Source organism: Azospirillum brasilense (genome assembly GCF_008365405.1).
Classification (GTDB): Bacteria; Pseudomonadota; Alphaproteobacteria; order Azospirillales; family Azospirillaceae; genus Azospirillum; species Azospirillum brasilense_D.
On the sequence record NZ_QOKV01000002.1, the window covers coordinates 365,022 to 385,690 of the forward strand.

The following is a 20,669-nucleotide window of genomic DNA, read 5'->3' on the forward strand; positions in this document are numbered from 1 at the left end:
TGATGAACGAGATCCTCACCGGGCGCCGCCTCGCCGTCCTGCGCCGCAACACCGACCCGCGGCTGGAGTGGCTGTGCGCGCAGATCGCCCGCAACCGCTTCCTGCCCGTGCCGCCGCCGGACCGCGTGTTCATCGGCGACGGCGATTTCCGGGCCATCGGGGCGGAGTTCCTGCGCCACTTCGTGCGCGTCGGCGGGCTGAAGCCGAAGCACCGCGTGCTGGAGATCGGCTGCGGCATCGGGCGCATGGCCGTGCCGCTGACCCAGTATCTCGACTCCAGCTACGACGGCGTCGACATCGTCGAGGACGGCATCCGCTGGTGCGCCGAGACGATCACCCCGGCCTATCCGGAATTCCGCTTCCGGACGCTCGACGTGGCGAACGCGCTCTACAACCCCGGCGGGGCGGAAGACGCGGCGCAGACCCGCCTGCCCTTCCCCGACGGCGGGCACGACTTCGTGATCCTGACCTCGGTCATCACCCATCTGCGGACGGCGGAGACGGTGCGCTACGCCGCGGAGATCGCCCGCGTGCTGAAGCCGGGCGGGCGCTGCTTCCTCAGCCTGTTCCTGGTTGACGCCCGCGCGCGGGACGGCATCGCGAAGAAGACCGCCCGCCCGGCCTTCCTCGACGCCGCCGGGCCGGAGTTCATCGCCGACGAGGCCAACCCGAACGCCGCCGTCGCCTACAGCGAATCCTTCCTGCTCGACACCTTCGCGGAACAGGGGCTGCGCCCGGCGCGCGCGGTCCTGCGCGGCCACTGGAGCGGGCAGCGCAACGCCGAGAATTTCCAGGATCTCCTGGTTCTGGAAAAGGAGGGCGCACGATGAGCCTGCCCCGCGTCCTTGTCGTCGCGCACAACCACCCCAGCCTCCACCCCGGCGGCACGGAAATCTTCGCGCACGAGCTGTTCGGCAGCCTGAAGGCCAAGGGGGCCGAGGCCCTGTTCCTCGCCTGCACCAACGGCGTCCACCGCGACCGCAAGCCCGGCACCAACCTCCAGACGCTGGGCCGCAGCGCCGACGAGGTGGTGCTGTGGGCCGGGCATTTCGATCACTTCTTCCAGAGCCAGATCGACCTGCACGGCATCGTGCCGGACCTGTCGAACCTGCTGCGCGCCTTCCAGCCGGACATCGTGCACATCCACCACACGCTGCTGCTGGGCGTGGAGATGCTTTTCCTGATCCGCCGCGTCTGCCCGCGGGCCCGCATCGTCTACACGCTGCACGACTACTACCCGATCTGCGCCAACGACGGGCAGATGGTGACGACGGGAAGCCACGCGCTGTGCCGTATGGCCTCGCCCGACGCCTGCCACCGCTGCTTCCCCGACCGGCCCGCCGACCAGTTTGTCCTACGGGAGAAGCACATCAAGGCGATGTTCGGGCTGGTCGACCATTTCCTGGCACCCAGCGCCTTCCTGCGCGACCGCTACATCGCCTGGGGCATCGACCCGGACAGCATCTCCGTCATGGAGAACGGGCGCCCGGCGGTCCGTCCGGCGCCGCACCGGCCGCTGCCCGCGGGCGCGCCGCGCAACGCCTTCGCCTATTTCGGCAACCTGAACCCCTTCAAGGGGATCACCGTCGCGCTGGACGCCGCCGCCCGGCTGGAGAAGCAGGGACAGGACCTGACGCTCGCCGTCCATGGCGGCGCGCCGTTCCAGACCGACGCCTTCAAGGACAAGGTCGAGCAGGGCTTCAAGGGCGCCCGCGGCACCGCCGTCCGCCACGGCCCCTACCGGCGGGAAGAGATGCCCGAATTGATGGCCGCCGCCGACTGGGTGGTGATGCCGTCGATCTGGTGGGAGAACGCCCCGCTGGTCATCCGCGAAGCCTTCCAGCACCGCCGCCCGGTCATCTGCAGCGGCATCGGCGGCATGGCGGAATCGGTGACCGACGGGGTGGACGGGCTGCATTTCCGGGCGGGGGACGCCGCGGATCTGGCGCGCGTGATGACGCGCGCGATGACCGAGCCGGGCCTGTGGGACCGGCTCGTCTCCAACATGCCGGCGGTCCCGACGACCGAGGAGTCCGCCGAAAAACACGTCATTCTCTATGACGACATAATGAACGGTCCGGGGGGAACGCATGGGCAGGGTTCGATTGCGGGGAGCATCGCGGGATGAGGGAACCGATCACCAAGGCCGACATCACGGCGGCCATTCTACTTGACGACGACACGCTCGTCCTGTTCGGCGCCATCGACCGGGCGCTGCCCGCGCAGGGCGCCGTTCATCTCGACGGGTCGGTGGAGGGCCGCTACGCCGGACGCTCCTGGGCCGACGCCGAGGGCGAGCGCTGGTTCCTCGGCGGCATCCGCGTGCCGGGGCTGGCCCAGATGCGCCCGTCGCGCGTCGAACTGGCGGACGAGAAGGGGGAGCGCCTCGTCCTGCCGCGCCTGTCCAACGTCCGCACCAACCCGTCGCACCTCGTCTCGGCGCTGAAGGGCTTCCAGCCCGGCGCGCTGGCCGTGGCGCTGGATTTCGCGATCCAGCTCGCCGCCTCTTCCAAGGACGGGGCGGAGAACGAGTCCGACCGCATCGGGCGCCTGCTCTCGGGCCTCGCCCAGGAGGTGTCGCAGCCGGACGGCTTCGCCGAGGTGTTCGGGCGCTTTCGCGACGGCAGCCTGATGCTCCAGGGCTGGGCGCGCAGCTTCCGCAACGGCGCCCAGAAGATCCTGATCGAGGCGGAGGAGACCGCCGCCTACCGCGCCACCGCCGGGGCCTTCGCCCGCCCGGACCTGCCGCCAGAGGCGTCGGGCGTGATGGCGGTGCTGACCGACCAGACCCCGCTTCCCACCGCCATCCGCCGCATCCACTACCGCGCCGCCGAGGGCTGGCGCCATCTGGAGATCTTCGAGCACCGCACCATCCTGCCCGATGGCGTGGCCTCCGCCCATGTGCGCGACATGCTGGGCAACATCCAGGACGCCGAGACGCGCCAGCGGATGACGCGGATCGCCGCGTCGCGCTACGACGGTGCGGAAACGGTGTCGCGGCTCGACATCCCGGTGCGCACCGGTCTGGACATGGCGCTGCGCGTGCCGGGGGCCGGGCTGTTCGTCGCCGGCTGGCTGCTCGACCCGACGCGGCAGGTCCGCGCCGTCACGCTGAAGGGACCGGGCGTCGCCGTCCGGCTCGATGAGGGCTGGTCGCGGCTGGCCCGCCGCGACGTGACGGAGGCCTTCCAGCATGACGGCCTGTTCGCTGGGCGCATGATCCCCGGCCAGGACCAGCACGGCTTCACCGCCTTCGCCGCCGAACCGTCGGGCCTGCCCCCGGGCGCCGAGTTCCATCTGGAGCTGGAACTGGCCGACGACCGCTGCGCCTTCCTGCCGCTGAGCTGCCTGCCGCCGGCTCCGGAAGCGCTGCGCCGCATGCTGTCGCTGGTCAATCTGGACAGCCCGTCCATCGATACGCTGATCGCCCGCCATGTCGGACCGATGCTGCGCACCGCCCGCTCCCGCTCCGGCGCGCTGCCGTCGACCGGCGTGCACCCGATGGGCCGCCCGGTGAAGGCGCCGCGCGTCTCGGTGATCCTGCCGGTGACCGACGCGCGGGAGGATGTGGACCTGAACATCGCCCGCCTCGCCATCGACCCGGATTTCGCCGAGACTGAACTGCTGGTGGTCGCCGCCGCCGGCACGCACGAGCGGCTGGGCGGCGCCGTCCGTCAGGCCGCCGCCTTCTATCGCATGGCCGTCACCTTCGTGGCCGCTCCCGACGCCACCGACGCCTTCGAGGCGATGGCCGCCGCCCTGCCCCACGCCCGCGGCGAGCGGGTGCTGACGCTCTCCCCCTCCGTCCTGCCGACCGAGAAGGGCTGGCTGGCGGCGCTGGAGCGGGTGTCGCGCAAGTCCGGCGGGCCGGTGATGGTCAGCCCGACCCTGCTCTACGAGGACCATTCGATCCGCTTCGCCGGCATCATGGCGGTGGAGGGCTCGGACGGCGCCAAGACCTTCGAGCGCCGGTTCGCCGGCTACCCGCGCGACTGGCTGAAGGAGCAGGACGCGGCGACGGTGGACGCCGCCGCCCCGGAATGCGCGCTGCTGCCCAAGGACGCGCTGGTCCGGGCGCTGGCGACCATGGGCTCCTACATGGGGGCCGACCACAAGGGGCTGGATCTCTGCCTGCGCCTGCGCGCGCTGGGCGGGGCCTGCGTCTGGCTGCCCCGCGTCACGCTGGTGGCGTTGGACGAGCAGCCGCGCGACGCGCACGCCGACCGCTGGCGCCGCGCCGGCGCCATGGTGGACCGCTGGAGCTTCGAGGACATCTGGTCCGCCCGCGCCGCCGCCTGAGTCCGCACGCCCCGCAAGCCCTTTCGAGATCGGCCCGACCATGAGCAACAAGCGCGTCCTGATCATCAGCCACGGCCATCCCGCCTTCTCGCTGGGCGGCGCGGAGGTGGCCTCCTACAACCTGCACCAGGGGCTGCACGACCTGCCGGGCTGGGAGTGCCATTACTTGGCCCGCACCTCCCCGCCCGTGACACCGCACGGCAGCTCCGCCCTGATGGCGCTGCGCCAGAAGGAGCGGGAGGTCCTCTACTACGCCAACGACTACGACCATTTCCGGCTGTCGAACCGCAACCTGCCGGGGCTGGAGAAGGACTTCGTCCGCTATGTCCGCGACCTCCAGCCGGACGTGGTGAACTTCCATCATTTCCTGGGTCTGGGCATCGAGACCATCCAGGCGATCCGGCAGGCGCTGCCGCGCGTGCCGATCGTGGTGACCTTCCACGAGTATCTGTCCATCTGCCACCACCACGGCCAGATGGTGAAGACCAGCCGCAACACGCTGTGCTACCGCGCCAGCCCGGCGGACTGCGCCGGCTGCTTCCCGCACATCGGCGAGGCGCAGTTCTTCAAGCGCGAGCTGTTCCTGAAGACCTTCCTGGAGCAGGCGGACTTCTACGTCAGCCCGTCGAACTTCCTGATCGACCGCTACGTCGACTGGGGCCTGCCCCGCGAGAAGTTCCGCATGATCGAGAACGGCCTGACCGTCGAGGGCATCGCCCCGCCCCGCCCGCTGGCCCGCGGCGGCAAGCGCAACCGCTTCGCCTTCTTCGGCCAGCTCACCGAGTTCAAGGGCGCCCATGTGCTGGTCGAGGCGATCGGCCGGGTCTCGGAAAAGGCGTGGGGCGAGGACGGCGCGCTGATGATCTTCGGCGGCAACCTGGAGCGCCAGCCCGAGGCCTACCAGAAGAAGTTCAATGAGGCGGTGGAGCGTGCCGGCGACCGCGTGCGATTCTACGGCAGCTACCGCTCCGCCGAACTGCCCGGCCTGATGAAGGACGTGGACTGGGTAGTGATGCCCTCCATCTGGTGGGAAAACTCGCCGGTGGTGATCCAGGAGGCCTTCCTGCACGGCCGCCCGATCATCTCCAGCAACATCGGCGGCATGGGCGAGAAGGTCACCCACGGCGTGGACGGCCTGCATTTCCGCAACGCCAGCGTCGAGGATCTGGTGGACCGCCTGACCGAGGCGCTGACCACGCCGGATCTGTGGGACCGTCTGCGCATGCGGATCCGCCGCCCCATCGACCGCGCGGAAAGCGCCCGCCGCCACGCCGACGTGTTCGACGCGCTGATCGCGAATGCGGGCGGTGGTGCGGTGTCGATGCCCGAGCGGGCGGTGGCGCAGAAGCCGTGATGGGGATGTTCGTGCAGGACAACCGTTGCCCCCTCCTGCCCCCTCCCCCGCTGCGCGGGAGAGGGGGCAGGAGCAGAGCGGCGGCAGTTCCCTCCACCGCCAAAGGCGGGGGAGGGTTAGGGAGGGGGCAATGCACCCTGGCGCTGATCGCCTGCACCCTCCTAGCCACCCCCGCCACCGCCGCCGACCTCCGCGTCAGCGTCCCCGCGGGCGCGGCGCTGGAGACCGTCTACGACCACCGCACCCAGGCCTGCGAGGACTGGGACGTGCCGGACGCCCCGGCGCGCGCCTGGAAGGCGGCGGACGGCAGCGTCCGGCTGCTCGCCGCGCACACCCGCGCGCGGACCTTGAGCGGTCCGTCGCTGAACGAGTTGCACCACGCCTGCCGCATCGTCTTCCAGTCGGCCAAGCGCGACGACCCCGCGCGCTTCGACGACATGGGCTGGCTGACCTCGCCCTACACGCTGGACGGCACGACCGTCTACGGGCTGGTCCACAACGAGTATCACGGCCACAAGCGCCGCGACCTCTGCCCGACGGGCGACTACATGGCCTGCTGGTGGAACGCGCTGACCCTCACCGTCTCGCACGACGGCGGGCAGAGCTTCGGGCCGGCGCGCTACGTCGCCGGGGTGCCCTATCGCTTCCGTGGCGATCTGGGGAAGCGGGCCGGGCTGTTCGCGCCGAGCAACATCGTCGCGCGCGACGGCTGGTACTACGCGATGGCCTTCGCCGAGGGCATCGGCGCGCAGAAGCGCGGCGTCTGCCTGATGCGCACCCGCGACCTCGCCGATCCGGCGTCCTGGCGGGCGTGGGACGGGCGGGATTTCACCGTCCGCTTCCGCGATCCCTACACCCAGGGCGAGGCCGATCCCGAGGCGTCGGTCTGCGCGCCGCTGCCGCCCGACCGGTTGCCCTTCACCGTCACCAGCCTCGTCCGCCACACGCCGAGCGGCCTCTACGTCGCGGTGATGGCCGGGCGGCGGGCGGAGCGCAAAGGCGCGGAACCGGTGTCCGGCGTGTGGGTGTCGACCTCCGCCGACCTGATCGGCTGGTCCGCCCCCCGCCTCGCCTGGGCGGCACCGCTGCTCACCGACAAGAACTGTGCCGTGGACGAGAGCTTCTACTACCCGGCCATTCTCGATCCGGACGCCAGAAGCCGGAATTTCGAGGACACGGATGGAAACGCCTGGCTCTACCTGACCCGGCTTGCCCAGAAAAACTGCAAGCCGACCAGGGATCGCGATCTGGTCCGAATAATGATCCGGGTCGAGTCGCCCCAAGGCGGCTAAAATTCATCAAGATAAAACCCGAACCCCGCAACCCTCCACCACCCCGACCCCAGGAGAATTAAATTGGCTAACATCCTAGTCATGATTCCCTCCGGCGAAGTCTATGACCATGACTGCGTGCGGTGGTACAGCTACCAGAACATTCAGCGTAGCATCAATCATTACCACAACATCGGCGACGCCTTCGTCTACGATTCCTCGCTGAAGCTGCTGACCTTCGACCGTCTCGACGTCGTGGAGATCCGCGAGTTCAAGCAGGAGGTGGTGGACCGGGCCAACGCCGAATACGATTACGTGTTCCTGCGCGGGTCGAACTACATCCACGACCACATGACCTGGCCGGAGGGCACCGAGCAGGTGCTGTCCAAGCTGCGCATCCCGGTCATCGCCTTCGGCGTCGGCGCCCAGGCCCCGGCCACCGGCAAGCTGACGTTGTCGGACGAGAGCAAGCGCATCTGGCAGATGTTCGCCGACAAGTCCACGACGCTGGGCGTGCGCGGCACCTACACCGCCGAAGTGCTGTGGGACCTCGGCATCAAGAACGTCCGCATCGTCGGCTGCCCGACCGCCTTCCGCAACCGCGATCCGGAGCTGCGCATCGACCTGCCGTCGCTGGACAGCGTGCGCAACGTCGGCATCACCATGCGCCGCGAGGTGTCCAGCCACTATTCGCCGGACGTGAAGACCTACCTCACCCGCCATCGCGACTTCGTCAAGGACATGAGCCGCCGCTTCGACACCGTCCTGATGATGCAGGGCGAGGTCGAGGAGAAGAAGCTGCTCTGGGGCACCGACGAGCAGAAGGCCGAGGCCTGGGACGAGCTGCACAACAACAACTGGCTGAAGAACTGGTACTTCGACGAGGAGCTGGACGCGCTGTACCGCTCGCGCCTGTGGTACTCGGACGTCGTCGCCGACTATGAGAACATCGTGCGCTCGAAGGACCTCGTGCTGGGCTACCGCCTGCACGGCAACCTGATGGCGCTGTCGAACGGCACGCCGTCGGTCTATTTCAGCTACGACAGCCGCACGGCGGAGTTCGCGGAGACCTTCGCGATCCCCTGCTACGACGTCTACTCCGACAAGCCCTTCGTCCTGGAGGAATACTGGGACCAGAGCCTGTTCGAGAAGTTCAACCGCACCTTCTACCAGCGCTACCGCGACATGCGGGAGTTCCTGGACGAGAACTACATCCCGCACCGCATGCCCAGCCCGACCGCGCGCAAGACCCCGCAGCGCAAGGCGGCCTGACGGCGGTTGCCGCAAAGAGGGGCGCCGGCTCCGGAGAGTGCTCTCCGGGACCGGCGCCCCGTTCCCGTTCCTTCTTCCGCCTTACTCGCGAGTGCCCGCCATGCCCGACGTCGCCACGCCCGACACCCTCTCCTCCACCCCCGTCGCGGCGGAGCCAGCGGCGTCCGTCATCGAAGGCCGGGTGGATGCCGTCCAGGCCGGACGGATCTATGGCTGGGCCTGGGACCGCTCCTACCCCACCGACCGCTTGGCGGTGGAGTTCCGCGCCGAGATGCCGGACGGCCACAGCGTGGTGCTGGGGCGCGCGCTGGCCGATCGCCCGCGCGAGGATCTGGTCGGCGGCAACTTCGGCGACGGGCATCACGCCTTCGAGACCGACGTCGCGATTCCGGCCGGGCTCGACCCCACGCGCGTCGTCGCCGTGGTCGTGGCGCCCAGCACCGGCACCATCGCCACCTTCGCCCAGCCGAGCGCCGAGGAGAAGCTGCTGGAGCGCACGCTCGCCCCGCATCTGGTGCGCATCGGCGCCGGGCTGGACGCTGCCCGCCGCGACCATCAGCAGATCGCCGCCGGCCAGCAGGGCATCGCCCGGCTGCTGCGCGAGACGCAGGACCGCATCGCCGCCGGTCAGGCCGGAGCCGGCGCCGCGGCAGCGCAGCAGGCCGCCCTGTCGGACGCGCTCCACAGCCTTCAGGAGCGGGTGGCCGGCCTGGAGGTCTTCCTCGTCCGCATGGACACGACGCTGCGCAGTTTCGACGACGCGCTGAAGGTGAAGTCGGCCAAGTCGCACGCCCCCACCATCATCGCCGCCCTGGCCTCGGCCGTGGGGGCCTTCGCCGCAACGGTGATCGGGCTGGCGATCTTCGGATAACGGCGGCCCGCCGCCCTCCCGGCTCTTTCTCCAAAACTCCGCTTCATCATTCCCGGGCGCTTCAGCCGCCGCCGACACCGGCGGCGGCTTTGCCGTGAACGGGTGGTGGACGCGCCGCCGCTCCGCTTGCCACCCTCATGACGCGCGTCCCGCCGGGATCATGCGGGCCGCCATGCGGTGTTCAGGACGTCCCTGAAACGAACCGCATTCCGAACCGACAAGGCCGGTGGCCTTCTACCGGGAGACATGCGACATGCCCGCAGATGGTCCTTCCACCCCTCCGCCCCCCCCGCTTGGCGGCGACCTGATCACGCCCAGGGATCTCCACGCGATCACCGAAGCGCAGGAGATGGCACGGCTGACGGAGGCGCAGAAGCTTGCAAAGAAGAAGCAGGAGGAGCACAGCGCGATCCACGACGCCTTCATGCACCAGCACGTCCGCCCCGACGCCAAGGAGCGCTTCACCCACGCCGTGCGCGCCGTGCGCGCCGCAGCGGAACGCGGGGAAACCGAGATCGAGATCGTGCGCTTTCCCAGCGGCTATTGCAGCGATGGCGGCCGGGCGATCAACAAATTCGAGCCCGACTGGCCGGACAGCCTCACCGGTTTCGCGCGGGAGGTTTACGACACCTACGACCGGTATCTGCGTCCCGCCGGCTACAAGCTGCGTGCCCGGATTCTGAGCTATCCCGGCGGTATGCCGGGCGACGTCGGCGTCTTCCTGCACTGGTGATCGCCGGCATCCGAACGCACCGACGCCCGGCCAAGGAATGGCCGGGCGCGGTCGTCGCCGAAACGATGGAGAGAGAACCCGTCCTTAGGCGGTCGGGCTGGCCTTGGAGGCCGAGGAGATGGTGTTGTTGACGACGTTCTGGCTGATGCTGTCGGCGATCGACACCGCCGAGCGGCCGTTGTTGTTGTTGAAGATGTTGTCGTGCACGTCGAGCGTGATCGACCCGGCGCCCTTCAGGTGCTCCATGATGCCGCCGTTGTTGTTGAAGATCTCGTTGCCGTAGATCTTGTAGGTGACGCTGGTGCCCTGGTTCTGACCGACCGAGATGCCGACGTTGGCGTTGCCGTAGATCGTGTTGTCGTAGATCTCGGTGCTCGACTTGGCGAGGATGCCGGCGCCGCGCGGGTTGTCGTAGATCGTGTTGTCGTGGATCTTCAGCGTGCTGTTGGCCTGGCTGTGGTCGTGGTACAGCCCGTGCGAGCGGCCGTCGCCACCGCCGGCGCCGTTGTTGAAGATCGTGTTGCCGGCGATCTCGCCGCTCAGGATGCGGCCGTTCCAGCCCGAATACACGCCGTCGGTCCGCCAGCCGTTGTCGCTGATGGTGTTGTTGGTGAAGAACTGGTCGGCGTTGTCGGCGGAGTAATGCACGATGCCGTACTCGCCGTTGCCGTCGATCGTGGAACGGTCGATCCGCAGCCCGTGGGAGGTGCCGCTGATGACGACGCCCGAGCCCTGGTTGTCGACGATCTGCGAGTTGGTGACCTTCACGTTGTCGGCGCCGCCGTTGAGCAGCAGACCGGCATCGCCCGAACCCTTCATGGTCAGGCTGTCGAAGGTGATGTTGTCCTTGTTGTTCAGGCTGACGGCGTAGCTGGAACCGCTGGCCGCCTCGATCACCGGGTTGGCGCCGGTGCCGTAGGCGCCGTAGACGATCGGCTTGTCGGAGGTGCCGGAGGTCGAGGCCAGCAGGCTGTCGTGCCAGGTCTCGCCACGCTCGAACAGGACCAGCGAGCCGGCGGCGAAGTTGGTGGAGTTCACCTTGTCCAGCGACTTCCAGGCCTGGTTCGCGTCATGGCCGGAGTTGCTGTCGCTGCCGTTGGTCGCATCGACGTAGTAGATCTGCGAGGCCGGAGTGGACGGGTAGTCCGACGTGCCGGAGGTCGGCGCCGTGGGGGCGGCCGGGGCTGCCGCGGCGGTCGTCGCGAAGAACTCCTTCGGCGCGGCAACGGCCAGCGTGCCGTTCCACCACATGTTGGCCTGACCCGGGACGACGTCCTTGCCGTCGAGCGCGCCCTTGTCATAGGTGACGGAAGGATCGGTCGGGGCGACCTTGTGGCCGTTGATGGAAATGGCGTTGACCGTCAGGTTGCGGTCCTGCCCGTCGACGGCGCCGTCGTTGTCGTACTGGATCTGAACCTTGTGCGCCTGATCGGCGGTCACGTTGGCGTCGAAGGAGAAGTCCTTGGCATCGCCGCCCGCGGTGCCTTCGCCGACCACGGCGCCGTCCACCAGCAGCTTGAAATGGGGCGAGACGCCGCCCGCGGCGGTGCCGGAGGCGTTCACGACGATCTTGGCGGTGGCGGCCAGCGCCGTGGCGTCGGCCAGCGCCAGAGGCTGCGCGGTGGTCTGGAGTGCCTGGAGATGGAGAATTGAGTCCGGCGTCGCGGTGCTGTCGGCGGTCACCGGGGTGATGCTGTCGACAATAGCCTGAAACGGATCGGCACCAGAATCGCTGACAAAACCGGTCGTGTCGGCGTGGTTCTGATGATCAAGCTCAATGGCCATATGTTCCATGGTCTTTCACTCTTTCCTTTTTTACAGCGCCACGTTTGTGGCGGTGGGCGGGAATGTGCGCGGATCGCGCCGTCCCGCTTGCTGTGCGCTCAATCGTTTTCGACAGGACCGGAGCCTAGCCAGCTCCGTGTGGCCTTAAATGGTTCGATTTTAGGATAATTAGTTTTTGAAATGCGCCAAATCCGTCACAGGAATTCCCCTAACGAAAGAGGTAGTTCCACGAATTTAAGCGCTAACACGAACGGGATAACTCTTTCGGAAAATCCTTGAATTTGCAGCGAACTACAAGAATTTAGCCGCCGATTCCCGATGGCTTCTTGCGCCGCACCCAATGATTGGGCCCAGTCGTCTTGTGACATTCCTGTTGAAGAAAGCTGGGATGCCACATACCATACGCCACACGGACAGTTTGCTGAACAAACAATCCGTCTCGCTAGACAATCCAAAAATGATGAGCCGTGCCGACGGAAGCCCGGCCACCCATAAAGGGAAGGAATGAGGCATGAAGGACGTACAGCGCCCGCGCTGCGCGCGGAAGACCCCTTTTGACTCCTTCGCTTTTAAAGAACCCCGGAAAAGAAGGCTCGCCGGCGGAACGGCCCTGGCCGGCGCGCTCGGCCTTCTGCTGATCCCGAACGCGGCGCAGGCCGCCTGGGAACCGACCAAGTCGGTCGAATTCGTCGTCCCGGCGGGAACCGGCGGCGGCGCCGACCAGATGGCGCGGATGATCCAGGGCATCATTCAGAAGAACAACCTGATGGGCCAGCCCATCGTCGTCATCAACAAGTCGGGCGGCGCCGGTGCGGAAGGCTTCCTCGACGTCAAATCGTCGAACCGCAACCCGCACAAGATCATCATCACCCTGTCCAACCTGTTCACCACGCCCCTGGCGACCGGCGTTCCCTTCTCCTGGAAGGACATGACCCCGGTGGCGATGCTGGCGCTGGACAACTTCGTCCTGTGGGTGAACAGCGAGGCTCCGCAGAAATCGCCCAAGGAGTTCGTCGAGGCCGCCAAGGAGGGCGGCGCCAACCGCTTCAAGATGGGCGGCACCGGGTCCAAGCAGGAGGACCAGATCATCACCGCCGCCATCGAGCAGTCGGCGGGCGTCACCTTCACCTACGTCCCCTACAAGGGCGGCGGCGACGTGGCGGCGCAGCTCGTCGGCAACCACATCAACGCCAGCGTCAACAACCCGATCGAGGCGGTGTCGCAATGGCGGGCCGGCGCGCTGCGGCCCTTGTGTGTCTTCGACAAGGAGCGCATCCCGCTGAAGGAGCCGGTGGCCGACGGCAAGTCGTGGAACAGCATACCGACCTGCAAGGAATCCGGGCTGGACGTGGAATACACCATGCTGCGCGGCATCTTCATGGGGCCGGGCGTCACGCCGGAGCAGACCGCCTACTATGTGGACCTCTTCAAGAAGGTCCGCGAGACGGAGGAGTGGAAGGACTTCATGGCGAAGGGGGCCTTCAACGTCAGCTTCAAGACCGGCGACGAGTTCAAGACCTGGCTGACCGCGGCGGAAACCCAGCACAAGACCCTGATGGACAAGGCGGGCTTCACCAAGCAATAGCCCGTCTCGTCTCAAGCGCGGCCCCCGGGGCATCGCGTCCCGGGCGCCCTCCCCCGCCCTTCGGGTTTCTTGTGGGAGTGAGCCATGGAGCATGGAACACAGAACAGTGATCCGGTCGTCTCGAACCGGACCATGGAAATCGTCGTCGCCGGTCTGTTCGCCCTCGTCGCCCTCGTGGTGATGGCCGACAGCGTCCGCGTCGGCAACGGCTGGGGGTCCGACGGACCGAAGGCCGGTTATTTCCCCTTCTATGTCGGCCTGATCATGCTGGTCAGCAGTCTGGCCACTCTGGCCGTCAACATCTGGCGCCACAGCGGCGAACGCACCGCCTTCGTCGAGAAACACCAGCTCGCCCTGGTTCTCAAGGTGCTGGTCCCCAGCGCCGTCTTCGTGATCCTGACCGCCTTCCTGGGCATCTATCTGTCGGCGGTGCTGTTCATCGCCTTCTTCATGCATTGGGTCGGCAAGTATCCGCTCAAGACGATCCTGCCCGTCGCCATCCTCGTGCCTGCGGGCCTCTTCGTGATGTTCGAGATCTGGTTCCTGGTTCCGCTTCCCAAGGGACCGGTGGAGACGATGTTCGGGTTCTGACGAGTTCAGTTTTATCAGTCCAGTTTTTAAAAGCCGGGGCGGCCGCGGGAACGGCCGCGCACACCGAAGCAGCGGCAGGCATCCGCGACGAACCAGCCCATGCGGCGGGGACGAACCCCGTCCTGCGCGCTCAAGACGCGACGCTTCCAGACGGAACGGGCGCGGATGCCGGAAAGGGAGGGAAACTTGGAAGCGCTCGGGTCACTCATACAGGGGTTCGGCGTGCTCGCCGATCCCATGAACATCGCCTACATGTTCATCGGCATCACGCTGGGCGTCCTGATCGGCGTGCTGCCGGGGCTGGGCGGAGCGAACGGGGTGGCGATCCTGCTGCCTCTGACCTTCAGCATGTCGCCGACCTCCGCCATCATCATGCTCTCCTGCATCTACTGGGGGGCGTTGTTCGGCGGGGCCATCACCTCGGTCCTGTTCAACATACCGGGCGAGCCCTGGTCGGTGGCGACCACCTTCGACGGCCATCCGATGGCCCAGAAAGGCCACGCGGGCGAGGCGCTGACGGCGGCCTTCACCTCGTCCTTCTTCGGGGCGTTCGTCGCGGTCCTGCTCATCACCTTCCTGGCCCCGGTGATCGCCGGCTTCGCCCTGCGCTTCGGCCCGGCGGAGTTCTTCGCGGTCCAGCTTCTGACATTCTGCAGTTTCGTCGGCATGGGCAGCGAATCCCCTTTCAAGGTGCTGTGCGCCATGATGCTAGGCTTCGCGCTGGCCGCGGTCGGGCTGGACAGCGTGACCGGCGAGTTGCGCATGACCTTCGGGTCGGTGGAACTGCTGCGCGGCTTCGACTTCCTGATCGCGGTCATCGGCCTGTTCGGCATCGGCGAGATCCTCCTGACCATGGAGGAAGGGCTGGCCTTCAAGGGCAAGAGCGCGAAGATCAACGCCAAGGTCGTGTGGGAGACCTGGAAGAGCCTGCCCCGCTACTGGGTGACCGCCGTCCGCGGCTCCATCGTCGGCTGCTGGATGGGCATCACGCCCGGTGGCGCCACCCCGGCCTCCTTCATGAGCTACGGCCTTGCCAAGCGCTTCTCCAAGAACCGCCAGAATTTCGGCAACGGCGAGGTGGAGGGCGTGGTCGCTCCGGAAACCGCGGCCCACGCGGCGGGCACCAGCGCGCTGCTGCCCATGCTGACGCTGGGCATCCCCGGCTCCCCAACCGCGGCGGTGCTGCTGGGCGGCCTGCTGATCTGGGGGCTCCAGCCCGGCCCTCTGCTGTTCGTCGAGCAAAAGGAGTTCGTCTGGGGCCTGATCGCCAGCATGTATCTGGGCAACATTGCCGGCCTCATCGTGGTGCTGACCACGGTTCCGGTCTTCGCCTCGATCCTGCGCATCCCCTTCAGCATCATCGCGCCGGTCATCGTGGTGATCTGCGCGGTCGGCGCCTACACGGTGCACAACGCCTTCCTCGACATCGTCATGATGTTGGTGTTCGGCGTCGTCGGCTACGTCTTCAAGAAGCTGTCCTACCCGCTGGCCCCGCTGGTGCTGGCCCTGGTGCTGGGCGACATGGCGGAAAGCTCCTTCCGGCAGGCCATGCTGGTGTCGCAGGGCGATCTGGCGATCTTCTGGTCCAACCCGCTGGTCGGCAGCATCGTCACCCTGGCGCTGGTCATGCTGTTCTGGCCGGTGATCTCCGCACTGCTGCGCAAGCGCCAGTCCCGGCAGGACGGCGGGACCCAGGTGATCCCCGTGAAGTAGGTGATCCCGGTGAAATAGCTCCACCCACTCCCCCGCCGGCGTCCGGGACGGGACGACCGGCGGGGGGATTTCTTCTCACATCGGGGGGTTGGGGACGATGGACACGTCCGATTTCATGATCGCTCTGCTCCAGATCATCTGGATCGACATCCTGCTGAGCGGCGACAACGCGCTGGTCATCGCGCTGGCCTGCCGCTCGCTGCCGCCGAAGCAACAGAAGATCGGCGTCTTCCTCGGCACCGCCGCGGCCATCGTGCTGCGCGTGCTGTTCGCCGTCATCATCGCCTACCTGCTGGCCATCCCGTACCTGAAGATCATCGGCGGGGCGCTGCTGTTCTGGATCGCCATCAAGCTGATGCTGCCCACCGAGGAGGAGGAGCAGGCGGAGCATGCCGGCACCTCCGCCGGGCTGTGGGGGGTGGTCCGCACCATCGTGATCGCCGACGCGGTGATGAGCCTGGACAACGTCATCGCCATCGCCGCCGCGTCTCACGGCAACACGGTCCTGCTGATCCTCGGGCTGGCCATCAGCATTCCGCTGATCGTCTTCGGCAGCACGCTGATCCTGAAGGCCATCGAACGGCTGCCGGCCCTGGTCTATGCCGGCGCCGGGCTGCTCGGCTACATCGCGGCGGAGGTCATCCTCACCGACCCGAGCATCCATTCCCACGTGACGGAGAGCCTGCCGGTGCTGACCGGGACGGCGCCCTTCGTCGCGGCGCTGGGGGTGATGACGGCCGGTTACCTGATGGCCCGCAGCATCAACCGCCGCCGCGCCGTGGTGGAGACCGATCCGGCCTGAAGAGGAGTCAGCAGGAGGAGGGGCGACGGGGCTCGCGGCAGCGGTTGCCCCGGACCGCCCGGAAACGGCTCGGCAGGGCCATGGCGCGCACGTCGCTGGTGATCTCGGAGATGAGGCCCGGATCGTTCCGCAAAATCTCCGTCACCACGGCGGCCAACCCGGCCAGGGCGAACACGACGGCAAGACTCTCCAACATGGGGAACTCCGGACTCTGACACACTCATGCTGCGCTGCAGCAGAGATGGCGCAAAGTCCGTTGGAGAGCAAGGGACAAGAAACATAGCATTTCGTATACCAGACACGCAGCAGGAGCCGGACACAGGCTCCGCACCGTCAGTTCAGGGAGGAACGTCGAGATGCAAGCGAAGGATGTCATGACATCGCCGGTCATCACGGTGGCGCTGGACACCCCCGTGCCGGACATAGCGGAATTGCTTTTGACCCATCGGATCAGCGGCTTGCCGGTGGTGGACCAGGATGGTCGCGCGGTCGGCATCATCAGCGAGGGGGACCTGCTGCGCCGGGTGGAGACGGGAACCGACCGTCCGCGCGCCCGCTGGCTGGAGATGCTGGTGGGCCGCAACGTGCAGGCCGCCGACTTCCTGAAGACGCATGGGCGCTGCGCGCGCGACGTCATGTCGCGCCCGGTCCAGGCCGTCGCGCCCGACACCGAGATCGCCGAGATCGCCGACCTGATGGAGGACAAGCGGATCAAGCGCGCTCCCGTCCTGGTCGACGGGCGCCCGGTCGGCATCATCAGCCGGGCCAACCTGCTGCACGGGCTGCTCCGCAACCGGCGCAGCGGGACCGGCTTCGGCGCGTCCGGCGACGAGGCGATCCGCGCCGCGCTGCTGGAGGCGTTGGACGGACAGTCCTGGGTGGACCTCGATCGGATCAACATCGTCGTCAACGACGGGGTCGTGCAGCTCTGGGGCATGGTCGACAGCGAGGAACAGCGCCGTGCCCTGCACACCGCGGCGAGCGGCGTGAGCGGCGTGAAGCGCGTGGAGGAGCATCTCAACCGGAACCGCTTCGTCGGGTGATCCCCGCTCATCCGCCCCATCGAAGGAGCAGCCCGATGCCGCCACCCGAACTGTCCGTCCAGCCGCTGGACTCCGGAGCCACCTTCCGCAACCAGGTCTACCGAAAGCTGAAGCAGGCCATCATCCAGATGGACATCTACGACCACCCCGGCGACGTCCGGCTCGACGAACGCCAGCTCAGCGGCCTGCTGGGCGTCAGCCGGACCCCGATCCGCGAGGCCCTGACCCTGCTGGAGCAGGAAGGGCTGGTGCGGCTGGAGCCGCGGCGGGGGATCTACATCGTCCGCAAGACCAAGACCGAGATCATCGAGATGATCATCGCCTGGGCGGCGCTGGAAAGCATGGCGACCCGCCTCGCCGCCGAACGCGCCACCGAGGAGGACATCGGCACGCTGTGGGACATCTTCCGCAGCTTCGAGGAGCAAGCGCCCTCCGACAACATCCAGGAATATTCCGACGCCAACATCGAGTTCCACAAGGCGATCATCCGCCTCAGCCGGGCGCGCATCCTGGAGACGCTGACCGACAACCTGTTCATCCACATGCGGGCCATCCGCAAGCTGTCGATCCGGCAGGACAACCGGGCCGAACAGTCGATGCACGAGCACCGCGACATCATCCGGGCGCTGGAGCGGCGCGACGGCGAACTGGCGGAGCGTCTCGCGCGCGAACACACGCTGGGTCTGGCCGCCCATGTCGAACGGCACGGCGATTTCCTCGACTGGCTGCGGCTGGCCGAGGTGCGGGGCGCCGAGGGCCGGAACGCCGACGTCAAAGCCGCGCTCAAGGATGGCCTGCCGCTGATGTAGAGCGGAGGGGGGCCGTAATCGCCCCTCTCCCCTCCGGCCGAAGGAGGTGAGCGGGGCGATGGCCCCGGTGGCGGATCGCCGCGTCCTCCGGAAACTTTCCCGGACCGGGAGGGTTGGACGGGTGCGGCGGCGCGGCCGGGCGCCTGAAGATCGGAGGAGAGGGCGGATGAAGCTCGACGGGTCTTGCCACTGCGGCGCGGTACGTTTCTCGGTGGACGCCTATGCGCCGGCTCCGTACCTGCGCTGCTACTGCTCGATCTGCCGCAAGACGGCGGGCGGGGGCGGCTACGCCATCAATCTGGGAGCCAAGGCCGAAACGCTGGCCGTGACGGGGGCGGAGCACGTCTCCGTTTTTCACGCCCGCATCGACGGGCGGGAAAGCCCCGGCGAGCGGCGCTTCTGCGCGCGCTGCGGCTCCGCCTTGTGGGTGAGCGACCCGCGCTGGCCGGAGCTGGTCCACCCCTTCGCCAGCGCCATCGACACCCCCCTGCCGGAGGCGCCGGCCCACGTCCACATGATGCTGGGGTCGAAGGCCAACTGGGTCCCCGTCCAAGCCGGGCCGGGAGACGAGCACAGCGACGACTATCCGCCCGAATCGCTGGAGGAATGGCACCGGGCGCATGGGATGCTGGACGGCGGGAAACCGAACGGCGGGGCGTGATCCCCGCCGTCCGGACCGGTCAGGCCTTCAGCCGGTAGCCCGTGCGGAAGATCCACCAGACCGCCGTCAGGCAGACCGCCAGGAACAGGGCGGTCATGGCGAGGCTGATCCCCACCGGCACGTCGGCCTGTCCGTAGAAGCTCCAGCGGAAGCCGCTGACCAGATAGACCACCGGGTTGAACAGGGTGATCTTCTGCCACAGCGGCGGCAGCATGCTGATCGAATAGAAGCTGCCGCCGAGGAAGGCCAGCGGCGTGATGACCAGGATCGGCACGATCTGGAGCTTCTCCCAGCCGTCCGCCCAGACGCCCAGAATGAAGCCGAACAGGCTGAAGGTCACCGAGGTCAGCACCAGGAAGGCGACCATCCAGACCGGGTGCTGGATCGAGTAGTCGACGAACAGCCGGGCGGTCAGCAGGATCAGCACGCCGAGGACGATCGACTTGGTGGCCGCCGCCCCGACATAGCCGACCACCGTCTCGAAGGCCGAGATCGGCGCCGACAGCACCTCGTAGATCGTGCCGGAATAGCGCGGCATGTAGATGCCGAAGGAGGCGTTGGACACGCTTTCCGTCAGCACCGACATCATGACGAGGCCGGGCACCAGGAAGGCGCCGTAGGTCACCCCATCCACCGCCGTGAAGCGCCCGCCGATGGCCGCCCCGAAGACGATGAAGTAGAGCGAGGTCGAGATGACCGGCGCCGCGATGCTCTGGAACAGCGTGCGCCAGGTGCGGGCCAGCTCGAACAGGTAGATGGCCTTGACCGCATGAAGGTTGATGGGGGAGGTCATGCCCGCTCCTTCACAAGGCTGACGAAGATCTCCTCGAGGGAGCTTTCCTCGGTGTGCAGGTTGGTGAAATCGATGCCGTGGTCGCCGAGCTTGCGGAGAAGCCGGGCGATGCCCGTCTGGTCGTCCTGCGTGTCGAAGCTGTAGACCAGCTCCCGCCCGTCGCCGGACAGGGTCAGGGGGTAGCCGGCCAGTTCCGCCGGGATGGACTCCAGCGGGTTCTGGAGCTGCAGGGTCAGCAGCCGCTTGCCCAGCTTGCGCATCAGCGCAGCCTTGTCCTCGACCAGCACGATGCGGCCGTTGGAGATGACACCGATGCTGTCGGCCATCTCCTCCGCCTCCTCGATGTAGTGGGTGGTCAGGATGATGGTCACGCCGCTGTCGCGCAGGTGCCCGATCATCTCCCACATGCCGCGGCGAAGCTCCACGTCCACCCCGGCGGTCGGCTCGTCGAGGAAGAGGATGCGCGGCTCGTGCGACAGGGCCTTGGCGATCATCACGCGGCGCTTCATGCCGCCGGACAGCGCCATGACCTTGCTGTCCTTCTTGTTCCAGAGGGACAGATCCTTCAGCACCTTCTCGATGTGGGCGGGATCGGGCGGCTTGCCGAACAGCCCGCGGCTGAAGCTGACGGTGGCCCAGACGCTCTCGAACGCCTCGGTCGTCAGCTCCTGCGGGACGAGGCCGATCAGCGAGCGCGCGGCGCGCCAGTCGCGCACGATGTCGTGCCCGTCGACCGTCACGGTGCCCGCGGTGGCGTTGACGATGCCGCAGACGATGCTGATCAGCGTCGTCTTGCCGGCCCCGTTCGGCCCCAGCAGGGCGAAGATCTCGCCGCGGCGGATATCGAGATCGACCCCTTTCAGCGCCTGGAAGCCGGTGGCGTAGGTCTTTTCCAGCCCACGCACCTGAATGATCGGCTGCATGTCCCCCCTCTGCCTGTCGGTCGGCCCGTTCCGGGCGGGCGTCACCTTAACGGCGGGATGGCCCGCGGTCATCGGGCATTCGGCGCGACGCAACCATTCCGGATAAGAGGGTCCTGATTTGGGAGTCCCGATTCGGGGTGGGGGACGCCCGCCCACAAATGATT

At 67.6% G+C, this 20,669-nt stretch carries 19 protein-coding genes; 15 read left to right on the top strand and 4 right to left on the bottom strand.

Features of this window, described 5'->3' with window-relative positions:
- Positions 1–2: 2 nt before the first annotated feature.
- From DS837_RS05925 to DS837_RS05960, 8 genes are all read left to right on the top strand, one after another.
- Positions 3–830 (top strand): class I SAM-dependent methyltransferase, encoded by an 828-nt coding sequence (locus DS837_RS05925; protein ID WP_149163869.1) that lies wholly within the window; start codon positions 3–5, stop codon positions 828–830.
- Positions 827–2,128 carry a glycosyltransferase family 4 protein gene (locus DS837_RS05930; protein WP_149163870.1) on the top strand — a complete coding sequence of 434 codons (1,302 nt, stop codon included), beginning with the start codon at positions 827–829 and terminating at the stop codon, positions 2,126–2,128. The genes DS837_RS05925 and DS837_RS05930 overlap by 4 nt, the downstream gene beginning before the upstream one ends.
- On the top strand, positions 2,125–4,299 hold the full coding sequence (locus tag DS837_RS05935; protein WP_149163871.1) for a hypothetical protein: 2,175 nt from the start codon (positions 2,125–2,127) through the stop codon (positions 4,297–4,299). The genes DS837_RS05930 and DS837_RS05935 overlap by 4 nt, the downstream gene beginning before the upstream one ends.
- A 40-nt stretch (positions 4,300–4,339) precedes the next feature.
- Positions 4,340–5,653: a glycosyltransferase family 4 protein gene (locus DS837_RS05940; RefSeq protein ID WP_149163872.1), complete on the top strand. Its 1,314-nt coding sequence runs from the start codon at positions 4,340–4,342 to the stop codon at positions 5,651–5,653.
- Complete coding sequence (locus tag DS837_RS05945; RefSeq protein WP_211102103.1) at positions 5,653–6,945, top strand: hypothetical protein; 1,293 nt, start codon at positions 5,653–5,655, stop codon at positions 6,943–6,945. The genes DS837_RS05940 and DS837_RS05945 overlap by 1 nt, the downstream gene beginning before the upstream one ends.
- Before the next feature lie 63 nt (positions 6,946–7,008).
- Entirely contained in the window at positions 7,009–8,196 is a 1,188-nt protein-coding gene (locus DS837_RS05950; protein ID WP_149163873.1) for a polysaccharide pyruvyl transferase family protein, read from the top strand.
- A gap of 100 nt (positions 8,197–8,296) precedes the next feature.
- On the top strand, positions 8,297–9,067 hold the full coding sequence (locus DS837_RS05955; RefSeq protein WP_149163874.1) for a hypothetical protein: 771 nt from the start codon (positions 8,297–8,299) through the stop codon (positions 9,065–9,067).
- Positions 9,068–9,320: 253 nt separating this feature from the next.
- A complete protein-coding gene (locus tag DS837_RS05960) occupies positions 9,321–9,800 on the top strand; it encodes a hypothetical protein (RefSeq protein WP_149163875.1) in 480 nt (159 codons plus the stop codon).
- 84 nt (positions 9,801–9,884) lie between these two features.
- Here DS837_RS05960 and DS837_RS05965 read toward each other — a convergent pair whose 3' ends face one another.
- A complete protein-coding gene (locus DS837_RS05965; RefSeq protein WP_149163876.1) occupies positions 9,885–11,594 on the bottom strand; it encodes a right-handed parallel beta-helix repeat-containing protein in 1,710 nt (569 codons plus the stop codon).
- Between the two features lie 502 nt (positions 11,595–12,096).
- Here DS837_RS05965 and DS837_RS05970 point away from each other — a divergent pair.
- The 4 genes from DS837_RS05970 (at position 12,097) to DS837_RS05990 (ending at position 16,276) form a co-directional block, all read left to right on the top strand.
- Positions 12,097–13,170, top strand: a complete 1,074-nt coding sequence (locus DS837_RS05970; RefSeq protein WP_149163877.1) for a Bug family tripartite tricarboxylate transporter substrate binding protein — start codon at positions 12,097–12,099, stop codon at positions 13,168–13,170.
- A gap of 84 nt (positions 13,171–13,254) precedes the next feature.
- On the top strand, positions 13,255–13,761 hold the full coding sequence (locus DS837_RS05975; protein ID WP_149163878.1) for a tripartite tricarboxylate transporter TctB family protein: 507 nt from the start codon (positions 13,255–13,257) through the stop codon (positions 13,759–13,761).
- Between the two features lie 222 nt (positions 13,762–13,983).
- On the top strand, positions 13,984–15,474 hold the full coding sequence (locus DS837_RS05985; protein ID WP_247889792.1) for a tripartite tricarboxylate transporter permease: 1,491 nt from the start codon (positions 13,984–13,986) through the stop codon (positions 15,472–15,474).
- Positions 15,475–15,571: 97 nt separating this feature from the next.
- Entirely contained in the window at positions 15,572–16,276 is a 705-nt protein-coding gene (locus DS837_RS05990; protein ID WP_149163880.1) for a TerC family protein, read from the top strand.
- A 7-nt stretch (positions 16,277–16,283) separates the two neighbouring features.
- Here the strand turns inward: DS837_RS05990 and DS837_RS05995 are convergent, their stop codons facing one another.
- A complete protein-coding gene (locus DS837_RS05995; protein WP_149163881.1) occupies positions 16,284–16,472 on the bottom strand; it encodes a hypothetical protein in 189 nt (62 codons plus the stop codon).
- 160 nt (positions 16,473–16,632) lie between these two features.
- On the opposite strand from DS837_RS05995, the gene DS837_RS06000 reads away from it, so the two are divergent.
- The 3 genes from DS837_RS06000 (at position 16,633) to DS837_RS06010 (ending at position 18,789) form a co-directional block, all read left to right on the top strand.
- Entirely contained in the window at positions 16,633–17,319 is a 687-nt protein-coding gene (locus tag DS837_RS06000) for a CBS domain-containing protein (protein WP_149163882.1), read from the top strand.
- A gap of 35 nt (positions 17,320–17,354) precedes the next feature.
- Entirely contained in the window at positions 17,355–18,128 is a 774-nt protein-coding gene (locus DS837_RS06005) for a GntR family transcriptional regulator (protein ID WP_149163883.1), read from the top strand.
- Positions 18,129–18,294: 166 nt separating this feature from the next.
- Positions 18,295–18,789 carry a GFA family protein gene (locus tag DS837_RS06010; RefSeq protein ID WP_149163884.1) on the top strand — a complete coding sequence of 165 codons (495 nt, stop codon included), beginning with the start codon at positions 18,295–18,297 and terminating at the stop codon, positions 18,787–18,789.
- A 19-nt stretch (positions 18,790–18,808) separates the two neighbouring features.
- On the opposite strand, the gene DS837_RS06015 is transcribed toward DS837_RS06010, so the two are convergent.
- Both DS837_RS06015 and DS837_RS06020 read right to left on the bottom strand, forming a co-directional pair.
- Positions 18,809–19,582 carry an ABC transporter permease gene (locus DS837_RS06015; RefSeq protein WP_211102105.1) on the bottom strand — a complete coding sequence of 258 codons (774 nt, stop codon included), beginning with the start codon at positions 19,580–19,582 and terminating at the stop codon, positions 18,809–18,811.
- Entirely contained in the window at positions 19,579–20,505 is a 927-nt protein-coding gene (locus tag DS837_RS06020) for an ABC transporter ATP-binding protein (protein ID WP_149163885.1), read from the bottom strand. Before DS837_RS06020 ends, DS837_RS06015 begins: the two co-directional genes overlap by 4 nt.
- Between the last annotated feature and the right edge of the window lie 164 nt (positions 20,506–20,669).